We start from the raw sequence: 15,352 nt of genomic DNA, 5'->3' as shown, positions 1-15,352 counted from the left end.
AATTATTTATCGGTTCATGGCCGCGCGTTTCATCTCTCCCGCCAGTTCATGGCCCAGGTATCTTTCAATGATGCCGTGGACCCAATAAATGACCGGTGTGAGCACGATGGCGACCGTGAATTTATAGATGTAATTGATGATGCAGACACTGATAACCAGCCCCAGCGGCCACACCTGTCCTTTTTGACCGGCGATGAGCGGGAACAGGTAGAACGCGCAAAACAGGACTACGAACGAGTCGATAAGCTGCGAAACAAGCGTGGAACCGGTGGAGCGGAGCCAGATTTTGCCTTCGCCGGTCACTTTTTTGATCTTGTGGAACGTGAACACGTCTACCAGCTGCCCCAGCAGAAAAGCCGTGAGCGACGCGATGATGATCATGGAACCCTGGCCGAGGATCTGGCCGTACGCCTTGTCCATATCCGGAACGCCGGCTTCCACCTTACTCGTTACGAAGAAAGCGGCCGGATCGAGGCGGATGGCGATGTAAAAGATGATGAAAGCGAAGGCGATGAGCGCGGCAGTGAGGTACGACAGGAAACGGACGCCTTTCACGCCGTAATATTCATTGATGATATCGGTCATGATAAAAACGACGGGCCAGAGCAGTACGCCGGCGGTCATGTTGAAACTGTACGCGTCCCCGAAGATCATGATGTTCACGGGTGCCATGCCGAAGGTGGCTTCCAGCGAAAAGATCTTGACGCCGATGATCTCGGCGATGAGGGCGTTGGCCACGAAAATGCCTGCTAGAATGATGAAGACCCGGGTGGGCTTGTCTTTCAATATATTGGTAATCATATGGGGGATACGAGTTGGAAAAGCAAAGTAATGACATTCAGCACAAAAACGTAGGGATGGATATCTGTAAAACGCACCTTTTTCAACAGCAGCATAACGATGGCGAGGAGAATGGTAACGATATTGAGGGGCGCGGCCACGAGCCAGCCGAGGATAGTGACGTGTTTGACGAGGAAGTCCCACGCTTCGGGATCTCCCGTCATCCGGATGACAAATCCTAGCCAATAGCAGATATTACAGATAAAGCTCAATTTTATGAGAAAGCGGACGAGCCTCATATTGAAATTTCGGATAAAATACAGTTATTTTGGATTCTTTTACAACTAAACCGGAAATACCCGATGCAACAAACTTGGCAAAAAGGCCTTCTGAAACATGTGTATGCCGTCCTGATCTTCCTGGGTCTCGCGTTCCTGTTCTGCTCGCCCGTGTTGAACGACATGGAATTGCGGCAGACCGATAACGTGTCGTGGAAGGGCATGTCCCAGGAGGCGCGTGCATATCACGACAGCACAGGCATCAATCCTGTGTGGACCAACGCCATGTTTGGCGGGATGCCTACGTACCAGATCTATATGGCGCAGGACAACTATACGTATTACCTGCACGAGATCTTCACGTTGGGCTTGCCGAAGCCGGTGAACTTTTATTTCCTGGCGATGATCGGTTTTTATTTCCTGCTGTCTGTCATGAATTTCAGGTGGTGGATCGCGGTGATGGGGGCCATTGCCTTCGGGTTCGGTTCGTATAACGCGATGATCATCGCTGCGGGGCACGATACGAAGATGTTTACCATCGCCTATATGGCGCCCCTGCTCGCCGGCATCCTCCTCGCCTACCGCGGCAAATATTTCATCGGCGGGATCATTACCTGTATCACGCTGTGCCTCATGATCACTTCCGGCCACTACCAGATGGTTTATTATATGCTGCTGGTGTGCCTTTGCATAGGGATCGGCTATCTCGTTCATGCCGTTAAGACCAAACAGGTGCCCCCATTCCTGAAAGCCACGGGAACATTGCTGGTTTTCGGCGCACTGTCCGTTCTCCCCAGCACCGTTTCCGTGTGGACCACCACCGAATTCGGTAAATACACCATGCGCGGCGGCCATAGCGAACTGACGCCCGCTGCCGGTTCGGAAAGCGACAAATCGAAAGGCGGGCTCGATAAAAGCTACGCATTCAACTGGAGCGAAGGTATTTTCGAAACCCTCACCGTGGTGGCGCCCAACCTCTACGGCGGCCCTTCCTCCGGCCCCCTGCCCGACAATGGCGAAATGCACAAGCAACTGACCACCATGGGCGTTCCTGAAGCGCAGGCCAACGAGTTCGTGAAGAACATGCCGCGCTACTGGGGCTCGCAACCCATGACCGACGGCGGCAAATACTGGGGCGCCATCACGCTGTTCCTGTTCATTCTGGCGCTGTTCATCGTAAAAGATTTCAACAAATGGTGGATCGTGGCCGCCTGCATCGTGGGCCTGGTGCTCGCATGGGGCAGCAACCTTTCCTTCATTAACTATTTCCTGTTCGACTATCTCCCGTTGTACAATAAATTCCGCGCGCCCTCGCAGGCGCTGGTGATCCCGCAGTTGCTGGTACCCTTCTTCGCATGCTGGGGCCTGAACCAGCTGTTGGCAGACACACAGGATAAAACCCTGGCGATGAAAGACCTGAAGAAGGCGCTGTACCTGACCGGGGGCGCCGCGCTGTTGCTCGTGGTATGCTCTTTCGGGGTATTGTCTTTCACCCACAGCAAAGATTTTGCGCTGCAGTATTTCAGCCAGTTCGTGGGCGGCGATCAGAATATGCTCGGCCAGATCATCACCGCACTGAAGGCAGACCGTGCTTCGCTGCTGCGGATCGATGCGCTGAGGAGCCTCTTCTTCATCGTAGCCGCATTCGCGCTCTGCTGGGCCTGGCTGAAAGGCAGATTGTCTGCCGCGCCCGCCCTCGCCATCCTTGCCGGCCTCGTTGCAGTAGACGAAATGTGGATTTCCAACCGCTACCTTGGTAAAGAAAACTACGTAACCCCGTCTGACTACAGCGCCATTTTTGCGCCGTCTCCCGTGGATATCGAGATCAAGAAAGATCCCGATCCGTATTACCGCGTTTTCAATACCGCACGTTTCGAGGACGCCATCAGTTCGTACCATCACAAGAGCGTGGGCGGTTACAGCCCCGTGAAGCTCGCCCGTTACCAGGACCTGATCGAGCATCAGCTGTCTAAAGGCACGCCGGGCGTAGTGAACATGCTCAACACCAAATACGTCATTTTCCAGACCCCGCAAGGCCAGCTCTCCTACCAGCGCAACCCCGAAGCACTCGGTAACGCCTGGTTCGTAGACAGCCTCGTATGGGCAAAGAACGCCGATGCGGAAATGAAATCGCTCGACAGCCTGCCTACCGCGCATGCCGCCGTGGTCGACGAGCGGTTCCGTCCTTCGCTGAACGGCCTCGTGCCCGCGAAAGATTCGGCCAGCCACATCCGGCTCACCCAATACGGCCTCAACGAGCTGCATTACCGCAGCTCCAACAGCAAAGCCGGCCTGGCTGTGTTCTCGGAGATTTACTATCCCGCAGGATGGAAACTGTTCATCGATGGTAAGGAAGAAGAAATCCTCCGCGCGAACTACCTGCTGCGCGCCGCCAAAATCCCCGCGGGCGATCACGACATCGTCATGAAATTCGAGCCGCGCAGCTATTACCTGGGCAACAAGATCACGGCGTTTTCGTCCTTCGCCATGCTGATCCTGCTCGCCATGGCTATCGCTTTCGAGATCATCCGGCAGCGGAAAGCCAATGCCGGCAAGGAAGTAGCGCCCGAAGGCGGCAAGCCATCCAAAAAATAAATAGCACCCACAAATAAAAAGCCCGGCGATCGATGATCACCGGGCTTTTTTTTTATCCTGACAGCACTAGTTCAATGCCCCCCAGGCGCTCCAGCTCCGGTCGTCATCGTTCCAGGTAGCCCGCCGGATCGTACCATTGGCATCCCCGGCAATTACCTCGATATGGCTCGCCTGCTTCGACACCGCCGCGGGAATGCTCCTGAAATCTCCGCCCAGATTGCCCCAGGTGCTCCAGGGAAGGTAAGCGTAGCCGTAATTGTTCCATTCAATGTTTTGCAGGTTATTGGAAGCCCCTTTCACGAAAACCTGTATCGTTCTAAGCCCCCTGACAACTGCTACCGGTGCGCCCTGGATGCTGCCGCCTACCACTTCGGGGCTCGACCATGCCTGGCCGGTTATCCTGGTGCGGTGGATCAGCTTGTTGTCGTCACTACGCCAGAAAACATGCACGGTATCGATTCCGTAATATACGGCCGCCGGCGCATCCGCAATTTTACCGCCGTGGTCTTCCCATGGCAGAAAATGGCCCTCTTTATCGCCGCCCCAATAGGTCCGGGATTGCAACTGGCCGTTGTTGCCACGCGCATAGACCTCCATTTTGTCGGCCCGGCCGGAGGCTACGGATGGTGCGGAAGTGATGTTGCCTTCCAGGTCCGTCCAATGGCTCCAGCCCTCGTCCCTGACCCAGCGGATGTGCATCAGGTTGTTATTCTTCCCCTTCGCAAAAACGTTGATAGACGAGGCGCTGCGGGAAACCACTGCGGGTTCGGAAGTAATTTGGCCACCGAGGTTTTGCCAACCCGTCCAGCCACCGGTTTTTGACCAATACCGGTGGACCAGCCGGCCTTCATTGTTTTTTGCGAACAGATGCAGCGTATCGCTGCCATTACGGTAAGTGGCGGCAAATCCGGGGCCTGCTTCGGGTGCTTTGGGAGTGGGATTGTCTTTTTTCTTGCAGGAAATCGTCATACCGATAGACGACGCCAGCAAAAGCATGGTAGATAATCGGGTTAAATTCATGTACGGCAAGGTATTTGGGTTTTGAAATTCCTATGTAATATAATGGAATCGGCCCTGAAAAGCAGCACAAGACTTTGCCGCGATCAATACCACAAACGCGCTTCCGTTTCCCGGAGATACGCCCGGGCAGCAGATCCCAGGGGGGTACGCTTTTCTTGTCGGGGAATGTTGAAAACCGATTTCCAACCTGTCCGCCAACCTTTCCAGTCCCACCCGGTTTTCTTCAAATATTCGAGCGACCACATGATCGCGGTCGTATAGAAACACGATTTCGGGAGATACCGGAAAGCTACTTTCGCCTTGTTCACCCATAGCATCCGCATTTTATCGGCATGCGGCGTACGCCCCAGGGGCGATTCGTTGTGCATCACCACGATATCCGACAGGTAGGCGATGGTAAATCCGTTCTCGATGACGCGGTAAGCCAGGTCGTATTCCTCCATGCCGTAGAAGAAATCTTCGGGATATATTCCTGCCCTGTCGTACACTTCCTTCAGGATGGCGTGCCCTGCGCCGATAAAGTAGGGCGCCAGGAAACGGGGTTTGTTTTTATATTTTTCGAACTGTTTCTGCGGAAAGGCGTTCACCTGCATCTGTCCCGTGCTGGCGTACAGCACCTTGAAGCAGAGGATCCCCGCATTATTCTCCCGCAGGTACGGCCCTTCGAAGGCTTCGGCGATGAGTTGCAGCGCGGTGTCGTCGCGGAACCAGGCGTCGTCGTCGATCGTCACCAGCACGGGCGACCTGGCGAGCGAAATGCCGAGATTGCGCCCCCTGGCCACGCCCAGGTTTTCGGGGGATTCGATGTATCGGAAAACGGGTAAGCCGGCCATGAAGGCCTTTACTTCGCTGTAATCGGCGGTAGACGCGTTATTGACGATGATCACTTCTTCCAGCAGCGCGTCCGCATTTTTTTGGGCAGCAAGGTTGCGGGCCAGCATCAGGAGATCGTCTGGCCGGTTATAAGTGATGATGATGACGGTTAATGGCTTCATATCAATTCGACAAAAGGCTGCGATAAGCGGCAGCGAACGCTTCGAGACTGAAATGTTCCTTTGCGTAGGCGATGTTCCTTTCCCGCATGGCGGCCAGCGCATCCGGCCCCGCTTCGCGCAGCAGCCGCGCCCCTTCCGCCACGATTTCCGCTTCCGGCTGCCGGTGCGAAAGGAGCCAGCCGTTCACGCCATGCTGGACATGATACGGAATATCCCCCACGTCGGTCGATAAAACGGCCAGGCCGCGCGCCATCGCCTCCATGATCACCATGGGAAAACCCTCGGTGGAAGATGTAATAGCGATGATCCGGTGCTCCCGGTAAATGCGGTCTATCACCTCCGCATCCGACTGTTCCCCATAAAACACGCAACTCCCCTGCAAACCGGCCGGGATGGCCGTTTCCAGCGGCCCCAGCATACCGGCCCTCTCCCCCGCTGCCTGCGCGATGGCCGCCACCAGCCAGGGGCGCTTCTCCGAAGTACCGCGCCCGGCGTACAGCAACCGCGCCGCTTCAGGAAGCGGTTCCACGTCCGCAGGAATGGGAATCCCGTTCATGATGAGGCGGATGCGCTCACCGGAAGCCGCCGGAACGCCGAATTTACGGTACAGCTCCAGGTGCTTTCGGATACTGTCTCTGCTGATCATTACCGTTGTTTCGTAAAAAGGGATAAACGGGATGCGGATATACGAAAAACTGCAAAACGAATGGATCAGTTCCACCTGGCGTACGCTCTTCGGCACATGCGGCGACAATTTGTACGCAAAATTGCATTGCCCGTTGAATACAACCGGCCGCACGCGCTGCCGGCGGATGTATTCGGCCGCAATGCCGCGCCAGATGAGGTTATTCCAGTACATGAACTTATTGTCCGTATACCTGGAAATATCGCGCACGGTGATATTCGGGGCTTTGAACTGGGGAAGCAGCGCATCCCCCTGCGATTTTTTCGTGAAGAAAATGATGATCTTCTTATCGGGAAATAACTGTGCGATCTGCGCATGCACCCTCTCCGCCCCGCCCACATGATAGAACGGGAAGAACAGGAAAAGACCGAACTCCCCTTCCAGCGGGCGCAAACGGGCGATCAGCCTGCCCAGCAGGGCAAACGGGAAGATCGCCAGGGCTTCGAGGCGCCGTTTGAGAAGGAACAGTTTATACATGGGCATTGCGTTGTTTGAAGGATTTCACCAGGGCGATGACCGCATCGCGGCACATGCCGGCCAGCACCCGGCAATCGAACCCGTTCCATTTCCCCTGCGCCAGGCGCAGGGCCAGGTACCGGCGTTTGCATTGAAAGTGCCGCAGGAATATATTGTTTTTCTTGATGACCGAAACCGTCACCGAGCCAGAATGCACGCGGTAGAGCAACAGCGGCTCCGGCACTTTTTCCATCACTTTGCCGTCGCCCTGCAGGCGGAGCCAGAGGTCGTAGTCTTCGATATGTTTTTGTTCCTTCCGGTAGGGATATTCGCGGAACACCTCCGCCCTGGCCATCACGCCGGGGTGGGCCATGCAGTTGAATTTGGGAAGCGCCCTGCGGATCTGTTCGTTCGTGACGCAGGCCCTGTCTTCCGGCCAGATGCCCGTTTCCCGCCCGTTTTCATCGATAAATGTGACAAAACACCCTACCACAGCGGTTTCCGGGTGATCAGCCAGCCAGGCCGCCTGCCGTTCGAAACGTTCGGGCAAACAAACATCGTCTGCATCGATCCGCGCGATGTATTGCCCCCGTGCCGCCGCGATGCCGCGGTTCAGGCTGAAAATGAAGCCCTGGTTCGGTTGCGGGAAATAATGGATGCGGGGATCATTGAACGAGAGGATGGTAGCCTCACTGTCGTCGGTAGACCCGTCGTTGATCACGATCAGTTCAAAGTCCTCCAAAGTCTGCGCCAGCAACGCTTCCAATGTTTGCCGCAGGAAAGGGCCGCCGTTGTAGACGGGCAATATGACGGATATGAGCGGTGCTTTTTCCATGTGTGCTAAATTCTGTCCCATGCTGCCGGGACCAGGTCGTGATCATGCAGGCCCTCCGCCAAAAACCACCGCTTCGGCGCGGTGATCCTTTTGCCGGGGAACCGGTTCAGCCAGGCCGCCCACCAGCTGTAACTGCTGTTGGCGATGACCTGGTGCCTGCATTGGCTCATGAGGAAAAGGTCTTCGTATTGCGAGCTGCTCAACGAACCGCTGAGGATTTCGTAGGGAATGCCCGCGGGAAGGTTGTCTTTCACCCATGCCGGATCGTTGGTAAATATATAAAATGTAGCGCCGGGATACCGCGCCGCCGCCCGCTCGTAATATTCCGGTTCGCAAATGCCGTGGTACACCGCGGCCGATGTGCTCGTATAATCGCCCCGGCGGAAGTGCATGGCCACGCTGTTACTGTTGCGCAATGCTTCCGCCTTTGCCAGTATTTCCGGTGAAAAATCGATGTTGAACGCGAAATCTTCCCGGATGACATCGGCTACAGGCGCGAAGTATTTCCAGCTTTGCCAGTAGCCTTTCAGGTACACGGGCGGTTTAACGGCTTCGAATGCGGGATCGTAATGGAAATGCGCTTCGCGGAGGATGCTGCGCATGGATGCGGGGGCCAGGCGGTTGAACACCTTTCCCAGCAAGCCGGGATGCGGGATCATGTTTTCGGAGGCCGCGGCGGCGTGGATTTTCAGTCCGTCGAGACCGTACATCGCGGCCTGGCGGGGCTCGTAACTCCCCTTGTCGAGGTACAGCGGAACATCGTAACGCAATGCCAGCGTGCGGCCGGCGGCGTATTGGAACATCTGGTTGCCCAGCCCGCCTTTTAATTGAACAAGGATCAAATGGGTTCGTTTTGGCGCAAAATTATCCTTTTTCGTCCATTAATCCGATCAGCGGAGCAGCGTAACCGTTCCTTTCCGTTCCACCGGCCCGCATTCGGAAGCAATCCGCAACACATATACGAATGTGCCGATGTCGAGCGGTACGTTTTTGTAAGTGCCGTCCCAGCAATCGCTGGCCTTGCTCGTCCGGAAAACGATCCTCCCCCACCGGTCGAAAACCGACAGCTCAAAACGGGTCACCGGCCCGGTGGATTTGATCCCGAAACAATCGTTGACGCCATCACGGTTGGGCGTAAACGCGTTGGGCAGCTGGAAGTGCGGCCGCGGCCCTGTGTAGGAAACGGCGACCGTCACCGAATCGAGGGCGGTACAGCCGTAGATATCTTTGGTCGACAGGTAATATTGCTGTGATGTTACCGGCGAAACGGACTGGACGGGCATCGCAGGATCGGAAATCCCCGGCCCCGCGCTCCACCGGTATTCCAGCGCGCCCGAAGCCGCCAGCGTCGCGGAGCCATGCAGGCAGTCGATATCGTTGCTTTTGAAAATGGTCACATCCGGCGGCTGGCGCATGCTTACCGGCAGCGTCACCCGTTGTTCCTGCCCGCAAACCCGGTCGCGGAGCGTAACGTGGTAAACGGTGCTCGAAGTGATGGGCGCCGTCGTCAAACGGTCGCCCGTGCCGATCACCGTAAAATCTTCCCTTTCCCAAACCGTTTCATCCGCTCCGCGCGCCGTGAACTGCACCCGGTCTCCTTTACATGCGAACCCCTGCAGCGGCGAAACGCCCATGTCCGTAGGTTTCCGCACCGTAACCGGCAATACGAAAGCTTCGTCTATCCCGCAAACGGCGTGTTGGATCCGTACCGCGTAATGACCGCTGTTCGATGGTTGTACCTGCAATTGCCCCGTGGTGCCGACGACGTTTTGCTGCGCGTCTGTCCAGGTAATGGTACCACCGGTTGCCATAAACGTGACCGCGTCTCCCTCGCAGATGGTGGCGTTCAGGGGCGTTACGCTCACAACGGGCCGGGGTGTCACCATCACGGGGAGCGTGATCGTAGCCCGCTGTCCGCAAAGGTTTTCGGACAGCTCCGCCGTGTAAGCCCCGGAAATCTGCGGCGTTACGGTGAGCGTATTGCCCGTTCCCACGCCTGCGCCCGAATAATCGCTCCAGGTTACGTTATCCGCCCCCGTGGCCGTAAACGTGATGCTGGCGCCCTGGCAAACGGCGTAGTTCCCCGGGGCGACGTTCAGCACGGGAAGCGGATTTACCTGTACGACCACCGTATCGCGGCTATGGCAGCCGTTGGCGTGCTCACCGTATAAAAAGAAGGAGGTGGTGGCGGGCGGATTGGCGGATGGGTCTGGGATATTGACCGCCGTCAGCGCCGGATCGGGCTGCCATTGGTAACTGTCGGCCCCTGAAGCCTGCAATCGTGTATTCCGGCCTTCGCAGATGGCGACATCCCTGCCGGCATCCACTTTCGTGATGTTGCAGGTTTGCAGGATAGGTTCCAGGTAGTCTTCCACTTCCCCGTCTGTAGCGTAGCCCTCCGGCTTTTCCACCGCCGCGCGGGTTGATCCGATGCGGAACCGGAAGGCACATCTGGCCGAGGGGCCGTCTGCCAGTGAATACGGGAGGCCCGTCCAGCTGAAAACCACGCTGCTGGCGCCGGGTGATATGGTTAGTACGATGGTTTCGTTGGCACTGAATACCCCGTCGCGGTTCCAGTCCATCCACCCGCCAGCGTATGCCGTTGCCCCGGTCTGGTTGGTGACGGCTACATTGAGCGCGTACGTGCCGGTGCTGCCATTGTATTGCGGGAAAACGGAAACCGCTTCTTCGTCGGCCCCCAGCAGGTTATCGTCTGCGCCCTGCACATCGTCCGGGTCGGCCATGACGTTGCCCAGGAACAGGCGCGACTCCGGGACCAGCGACGGTCCCGGAGTCGCGAAGGAGCAACCGTTGATGGCGGTCCAGCTGATGGCATGCTGTGCGGAGGGATAAGGCCCAGGAAGGTCGCCCCAGTCGATGGGCGCCAAAATCCCGAAAGTGACCGCCATCCCGCCGATGGCGCTGCTTTGGCGTTCCAGGGTGGTTTTGACGACCAGGGGGGCCGCTCCGTCAGACCAGGTGGCCATCATCATGTTCTCGCCAGTTCCGGAACTGCCGCCGTAGGTATTGGCGATCTGGATGGTTTGGGTATTGCATCCCGTGAGGGGATTGAGCGTCGTGAGTACATTCCTGAAATGATCGACCGCTTGCCAGGCGCCGCCGGAAGTGGTGAAATGCGTCACTTCGGTGGAAACGGAAGCTTCCGCATCGGCGGCCACGAGTGTAAAAGGGATGGAAACCCCGTTCCGCCGGGCGTTGATTTCCATGTCGAACGTGACCGTTGCCGAGGTTTGCCGGCTATGGAGCGAGGGGCGCATGCGCGTATCGGAGAACTCGTACAGGTTATGCAGCACCGCGCCATACCAGGTGTTCATGACGTCGGGTTCCAGGGTGCCGGACACGTTGCTGAACCGGATGGTGACCCGGATGCCGTCGGCCGTCGTAAACATGCGCGTGGCGCCGTTGGCGACGGTAAAACCGTTCCAGTCGAAAAACCAGATGTACGGCTTCAGCTTCCCGGTGCCGCGGTCTGCGTATTGGGCCCGTACAGTGGTACCGGCGATGAGGAATAAAATGAAAAGGAGTGTTTTGACGGCAAGCCTCGGCATAAGGAAATCGGAATGAAAGTAACACGGGAATGGATCGGCACGGGGTCCAGCCGTTAAAGTTAATAATTCCCGGAGCAAACCAAAATCATTATATATTCGCCGTTAAGTTTGAAAGTATAATGGGCATCATCCGCAGTCAAAGTATTCGTACCTCTATCATCACGTTCGCAGGATTCGGCATCGGTGGCATCACCACCATCCTGGCGGCCAAGTTCGTGGACCCTGAAGTGGTGGGTTTGACGCGGTTTTTCATCAGCATCGCCCTCATCGTGGCGGCCCTGTCTAACCTGGGCTCCATTTCCATGCTGAACAAATTCTACCCCTGGTACCGCGATCTGTTGCCGGCCAACCGGCGCGATATTTTCGGGATCGTGCTGATCCTCTGCGGGATCGGGTTCCTGCTTTGTACGGCCGGGTTCTTCCTGTTCGAAGACCTTATCATCCGGAAGTTCGGCACCAAAAGCGCCTATGTGGTGGACTACTACTTCTACCTCATCCCCTTTTCCCTGTTTTACCTGCTGTTCTTCATCTTCGAAAACTTTTCCTACAACCAGTATAAAAGCGTTTACCCCATCCTGCTGAAAGAAGTAGGCCTGCGGGTGGAACAGCTCGTGCTGTACGTATTGTTCTTCTTCGGGGCGCTGGCGCTTCCGCATTTCGTGATGTCGTATTCCCTCGTGTACCTGGTGATTTTCGGGTTCCTGATCATATATCTGTACCGGCAGGGCGATCTCGTTTTTTCCTTTTCCATCAGTAACGTGACGCGCCGGCTCGCAAGGCGCATGATCACTTTCAACGCCACGCTGTACATCGGCGCCGTGATCGCCGTGGTGTCCCAAAACATCGACAACCTGTCGATTTCCAGTAGAGACGGCCTGAGCCTGGGTTTCGTATTCGAATTCGCGACCTATATCAGCACGCTTATTTTGCTGCCGCAGCGCAATATCGTAGCCATTGCCATCCCCGTGCTGTCTGCCAACTGGAAAAACCGCGATGTACCGGCCATCGGCAACATCTACCGCCACTCCAGCAACTCCATGCTGACTTACGCCGTGCTCCTTTTCGGGCTGATCTGGCTGAATGTGGACAATGCGTTCGACATCCTGCAACTCGACGATATCTTCGACGCCGGCAAGCCGGTAATCTTCTTTATGGGGATAAAATCCGTGCTGGACATGAGTTTCGGCGTATCCGCCCAGATCACGGGCACCTCCAACCATTGGCGTTTCGAGTTCTATTCGAACCTCCTGGCGGGCGCCATCGCCATTCCGTTCAACATCTGGTTCAACAAGCTTTTCGGCATCCAGGGCAATGCCATCGCCAATCTGCTGTCTGCCTTCATCTTCGGGCTGGTGCGGTTTTCGTTCCTCTATTTCCGTTTCCGGCTGCAACCGTTCTCCCTGCGCACGCTATACATCATCCTGCTTGGCCTCGCCTGTTACTGGGTGGCGCAACTGATCGGGATCGCCAATCCCTTTCTGAGCCTCATTTTGCGCACAGCGGTGTTCGGCGGCCTTTTCGGCGGCGCGGTGATCGCCTTCCGGCTGTCTGACGACGTGTCGGAAGCGTTCGATAAATTCATCAAAAGCAGGTTAAAGCCATAGGCTGCGGACCCACGCGGCCGACATGACCGCTTTGGAAGCGGGGCCCAAGCGCAATAAAGCGGCGGGTACCCGGCCCTGCGCCCGAACGATCTGGCGGAACACCGCGGGAACGGGGTTCCCGGCGCAATATCTTACCAGCTCGTCTTGCCTGCGGATCCCGAAATTCCGGACCATCCGCCAGAGCAAATCATACATTTTCCAGCCCTGTTTCACGTAACGCGGATCTTTGCCCAGCACATGCGCCCATTCCGGCAATACCACGGCGGGATCGTGCTGCACGGCATTGGTGACCTGCATTTCGTGGAGGCCGATATTGACCAGCGGTTCGGGGATATACACGGCGGGACCGTGTTTCAATACTTCGAGGTAAAAATCGATGTCTACCAGCCATTTCAATTGCGGATCGAAGCGCAGGCCGGGATACTTCCGGAATGTGACGCCACTCGGCGCACCCACGAAATTCCCCAGCAGCAGGGTTTCCGGGCGGCGATTGAGCTGGTCGAGCTGTGCGGGTGTGGTTTGATGAACGGCTTCCGCGTTGTTGGGATACACGTCTACCGTAGCGGAATACGCCATCGAAGCGTTGGGGTTCCGGTCTAGCAGATCTGCGATAGTGGCCAGGGCATTGGGCGAGCGGAGCCAGTCGTCGTGATGGAGGATTTTCACGTATCCGCCGTTCGCCAGGGCGAGGGCGGCGTTCCAGTTTCCGGGGGAACCGAGGGCGGAGGGATTTTTTTCGTACCGTATGGTAAATCCGGCCCTGAAATCGCGCACCAGATCGGCCACGGAATCGTCCGGAGAATCGTCGGTCACGATCACCTCGAATTCGGCATGTTCCTGCAAACGCAGGCTGTGCAAGCATCTTTCGAGCAATATCGGCTGTTTGTAAGCCGGTATACAAACGGAAATCCGTGGTTTATTCATGTAAATGGTATATTTTGCAAAGATATATTTATCGATCATATTACATGGCCAACTCCTCGAACAGCGCGCAATCCCGTTCCATGCTGGGGCAAATCTTCGGCGGCGTCCGTAAAAAGCTCATGCCGAAGCCAACACCCGGCGACCGTCTTTCTTTCTGGACGATCAAGTACCTGAAGCACCTGCCCCAGGGGCCCTTGCAGCATATCAACTGGAAAGGCGGGAAAATATGGTTCACCAAATCCTGGGAGCTCATGCATTCGTTCGACGAGATCGTCACCCAGGAAATATATCGCTTCAAAGCTTCGACAGACGCGCCTTTGATCCTCGATTGCGGCGCCAACATCGGCCTCAGCGCGCTCTATTTCCAGCGCCTCTATCCCAAAGCACGCATCATGGCCTTTGAGCCGGATACCCATAACTTCGAACTGCTGACAAAAAACGTGCAGGACAATCAGCTCACCGGCACCGAGCCCATCCGTGAAGCGGTGTGGACCTATACCGGCAGCATTACCTTCGCCTCCACCGGCGGCCAGGGCAGCCACATCCAGGAAGGCGGCACCATCAGCGTTCCCTGCCGCAGGCTGGCCGACCTCCTGCAGCAACCCGTCGATTTTCTGAAGATCGATATCGAAGGCGCGGAATACCCCGTGATCCTCGATTGCGCGCCATATCTCCACAATGTGCGCTGCCTTTTCCTCGAATACCACGGCCAGATCGGCAAATGCCATGAACTGACGCATATGCTCGACATTCTGCAACAAAGCGGTTTCGAGTATTACATCAAGGAAGCGGCAGACAATGTAGCCCATCCCTTCGTTCCCGGCCAATGCGGGAGCGAATACGAACAGCAGTTGAATATTTTTGCGAGAAGGATCAGTTGATCCGGCCGGCGCCGGCATAATACCTTACCCAGTAAGGCTCGCGGAGGTCGCTGATCATGACGCCGTTGCTGGAAGAGGCATGCACGAAACGGTCGTTATCGAGATACACGCCCACGTGGGAAATGCGCTTTTTGCGGTTGATGGCGAAGAAAACGAGATCGCCGTATTGAAGGTCTGCCCGTTTGGCCAGGCGGTTCACCTGGTGGAACAACTGGCCGGAATTGCCGGACAGGCTGATCTGGAAAACGGATGACATAAAAGTATTCACGAAATTGGAACAGTCGATCCCGTCTTTCGAGCTGCCACCCATGCGGTAAGGCACGCCATACCATTCTTCGATGAAACTGAACAATTTCTCGTTCACCACATTTTCTACGGGCAAATCGAGCAACTGGGCGTATTTGAACTGCCACCAGCGGGCTTCTTCGATGCCTGCTACCCGGCCGGGGGATTCCCGGAGGCTGGTGCCGCGGCTTTTATGGCCATGGTCGCTGGTTTTGGGATCGCGGGAGATGGCGATGCCATCGATGAATTCCATCTGGCGCGGCTCCGCGGGCCTTTCTGCGGCGGTTTGATGCGGCTGTTTTTTCAACATGGCGCAGCTTCCGAGCAATAAGGCCCCCAATGGCAACAACCTGTAAATTCGCATTCCCGTTCTTCTCATCATTCCGGCGTTTTTTTAAAAATTGGTTGCAATATAATAAATTCCGATTTTTGCTCTTTGGCAATC

The 15,352-nt window shown here is 56.3% G+C and carries 13 protein-coding genes; 3 read left to right on the top strand and 10 right to left on the bottom strand.

Features of this window, described 5'->3' with window-relative positions; translation table 11 throughout:
* Positions 1 to 6: 6 nt before the first annotated feature.
* A complete protein-coding gene (locus EJ361_RS14870) occupies positions 7 to 801 on the bottom strand; it encodes a queuosine precursor transporter (RefSeq protein ID WP_126246417.1) in 795 nt (264 codons plus the stop codon).
* Positions 798 to 1,004 (bottom strand): hypothetical protein, encoded by a 207-nt coding sequence (locus tag EJ361_RS14865; RefSeq protein ID WP_126246416.1) that lies wholly within the window; start codon positions 1,002 to 1,004, stop codon positions 798 to 800. The genes EJ361_RS14870 and EJ361_RS14865 overlap by 4 nt, the downstream gene beginning before the upstream one ends.
* A gap of 138 nt (positions 1,005 to 1,142) precedes the next feature.
* On the opposite strand from EJ361_RS14865, the gene EJ361_RS14860 reads away from it, so the two are divergent.
* Positions 1,143 to 3,653 carry a YfhO family protein gene (locus EJ361_RS14860; RefSeq protein WP_126246415.1) on the top strand — a complete coding sequence of 837 codons (2,511 nt, stop codon included), beginning with the start codon at positions 1,143 to 1,145 and terminating at the stop codon, positions 3,651 to 3,653.
* A gap of 66 nt (positions 3,654 to 3,719) precedes the next feature.
* Here the strand turns inward: EJ361_RS14860 and EJ361_RS14855 are convergent, their stop codons facing one another.
* The 6 genes from EJ361_RS14855 to EJ361_RS14830 form a co-directional block, all read right to left on the bottom strand.
* Positions 3,720 to 4,673, bottom strand: coding sequence for a hypothetical protein (locus EJ361_RS14855; RefSeq protein WP_126246414.1), 954 nt, complete (start codon positions 4,671 to 4,673; stop codon positions 3,720 to 3,722).
* Between the two features lie 83 nt (positions 4,674 to 4,756).
* Positions 4,757 to 5,668, bottom strand: coding sequence for a glycosyltransferase family 2 protein (locus EJ361_RS14850; RefSeq protein ID WP_164714253.1), 912 nt, complete (start codon positions 5,666 to 5,668; stop codon positions 4,757 to 4,759).
* 1 nt (position 5,669) lies between these two features.
* Positions 5,670 to 6,830, bottom strand: a complete 1,161-nt coding sequence (locus EJ361_RS14845; RefSeq protein ID WP_164714252.1) for a glycosyltransferase family 4 protein — start codon at positions 6,828 to 6,830, stop codon at positions 5,670 to 5,672.
* The gene (locus tag EJ361_RS14840) at positions 6,823 to 7,644 is read right to left on the bottom strand and encodes a glycosyltransferase (RefSeq protein WP_164714251.1); all 822 of its coding nucleotides are present in this window, start codon (positions 7,642 to 7,644) and stop codon (positions 6,823 to 6,825) included. Before EJ361_RS14840 ends, EJ361_RS14845 begins: the two co-directional genes overlap by 8 nt.
* Before the next feature lie 5 nt (positions 7,645 to 7,649).
* The gene (locus EJ361_RS14835) at positions 7,650 to 8,486 is read right to left on the bottom strand and encodes an alpha-1,2-fucosyltransferase (RefSeq protein ID WP_126246410.1); all 837 of its coding nucleotides are present in this window, start codon (positions 8,484 to 8,486) and stop codon (positions 7,650 to 7,652) included.
* Positions 8,487 to 8,534: 48 nt separating this feature from the next.
* Positions 8,535 to 11,213, bottom strand: a complete 2,679-nt coding sequence (locus EJ361_RS14830) for a CshA/CshB family fibrillar adhesin-related protein (RefSeq protein ID WP_126246409.1) — start codon at positions 11,211 to 11,213, stop codon at positions 8,535 to 8,537.
* A 119-nt stretch (positions 11,214 to 11,332) separates the two neighbouring features.
* Here EJ361_RS14830 and EJ361_RS14825 point away from each other — a divergent pair, with 119 nt between their 5' ends.
* Positions 11,333 to 12,817, top strand: a complete 1,485-nt coding sequence (locus tag EJ361_RS14825) for a lipopolysaccharide biosynthesis protein (RefSeq protein WP_164714250.1) — start codon at positions 11,333 to 11,335, stop codon at positions 12,815 to 12,817.
* Here the strand turns inward: EJ361_RS14825 and EJ361_RS14820 are convergent.
* A complete protein-coding gene (locus tag EJ361_RS14820; RefSeq protein WP_164714249.1) occupies positions 12,806 to 13,741 on the bottom strand; it encodes a glycosyltransferase family 2 protein in 936 nt (311 codons plus the stop codon). The two genes, EJ361_RS14825 and EJ361_RS14820, sit on opposite strands and share 12 nt — an antisense overlap.
* Positions 13,742 to 13,785: 44 nt before the next feature.
* Between EJ361_RS14820 and EJ361_RS14815 the strand changes: the two genes are divergently transcribed.
* Entirely contained in the window at positions 13,786 to 14,622 is an 837-nt protein-coding gene (locus EJ361_RS14815) for an FkbM family methyltransferase (RefSeq protein WP_126246406.1), read from the top strand.
* Here EJ361_RS14815 and EJ361_RS14810 read toward each other — a convergent pair.
* Positions 14,615 to 15,289 carry a C40 family peptidase gene (locus EJ361_RS14810; protein WP_126246405.1) on the bottom strand — a complete coding sequence of 225 codons (675 nt, stop codon included), beginning with the start codon at positions 15,287 to 15,289 and terminating at the stop codon, positions 14,615 to 14,617. The genes EJ361_RS14815 and EJ361_RS14810 overlap by 8 nt on opposite strands.
* Positions 15,290 to 15,352: the final 63 nt, after the last annotated feature.

The organism is Chitinophaga rhizosphaerae (assembly GCF_003958645.1).
Taxonomy (GTDB): Bacteria; Bacteroidota; Bacteroidia; order Chitinophagales; family Chitinophagaceae; genus Chitinophaga; species Chitinophaga rhizosphaerae.
This window is presented reverse-complemented; position numbering and strand designations above follow the sequence as displayed.

What these genes read in the sequence shown, in the direction of transcription:
- EJ361_RS14825 (WP_164714250.1), top strand. Translation starts at nt 11,333, where the DNA reads ATGGGCATCATCCGCAGTCAAAGTATTCGTACCTCTATCATCACGTTC.
- EJ361_RS14820 (WP_164714249.1), bottom strand. Translation starts at nt 13,741, where the DNA reads ATGAATAAACCACGGATTTCCGTTTGTATACCGGCTTACAAACAGCCG.
- EJ361_RS14860 (WP_126246415.1), top strand. Translation starts at nt 1,143, where the DNA reads ATGCAACAAACTTGGCAAAAAGGCCTTCTGAAACATGTGTATGCCGTC.
- EJ361_RS14850 (WP_164714253.1), bottom strand. Translation starts at nt 5,668, where the DNA reads ATGAAGCCATTAACCGTCATCATCATCACTTATAACCGGCCAGACGAT.
- EJ361_RS14845 (WP_164714252.1), bottom strand. Translation starts at nt 6,830, where the DNA reads ATGTATAAACTGTTCCTTCTCAAACGGCGCCTCGAAGCCCTGGCGATC.
- EJ361_RS14815 (WP_126246406.1), top strand. Translation starts at nt 13,786, where the DNA reads ATGGCCAACTCCTCGAACAGCGCGCAATCCCGTTCCATGCTGGGGCAA.
- EJ361_RS14865 (WP_126246416.1), bottom strand. Translation starts at nt 1,004, where the DNA reads ATGACGGGAGATCCCGAAGCGTGGGACTTCCTCGTCAAACACGTCACT.
- EJ361_RS14810 (WP_126246405.1), bottom strand. Translation starts at nt 15,289, where the DNA reads ATGATGAGAAGAACGGGAATGCGAATTTACAGGTTGTTGCCATTGGGG.
- EJ361_RS14840 (WP_164714251.1), bottom strand. Translation starts at nt 7,644, where the DNA reads ATGGAAAAAGCACCGCTCATATCCGTCATATTGCCCGTCTACAACGGC.
- EJ361_RS14855 (WP_126246414.1), bottom strand. Translation starts at nt 4,673, where the DNA reads ATGAATTTAACCCGATTATCTACCATGCTTTTGCTGGCGTCGTCTATC.
- EJ361_RS14870 (WP_126246417.1), bottom strand. Translation starts at nt 801, where the DNA reads ATGATTACCAATATATTGAAAGACAAGCCCACCCGGGTCTTCATCATT.
- EJ361_RS14830 (WP_126246409.1), bottom strand. Translation starts at nt 11,213, where the DNA reads ATGCCGAGGCTTGCCGTCAAAACACTCCTTTTCATTTTATTCCTCATC.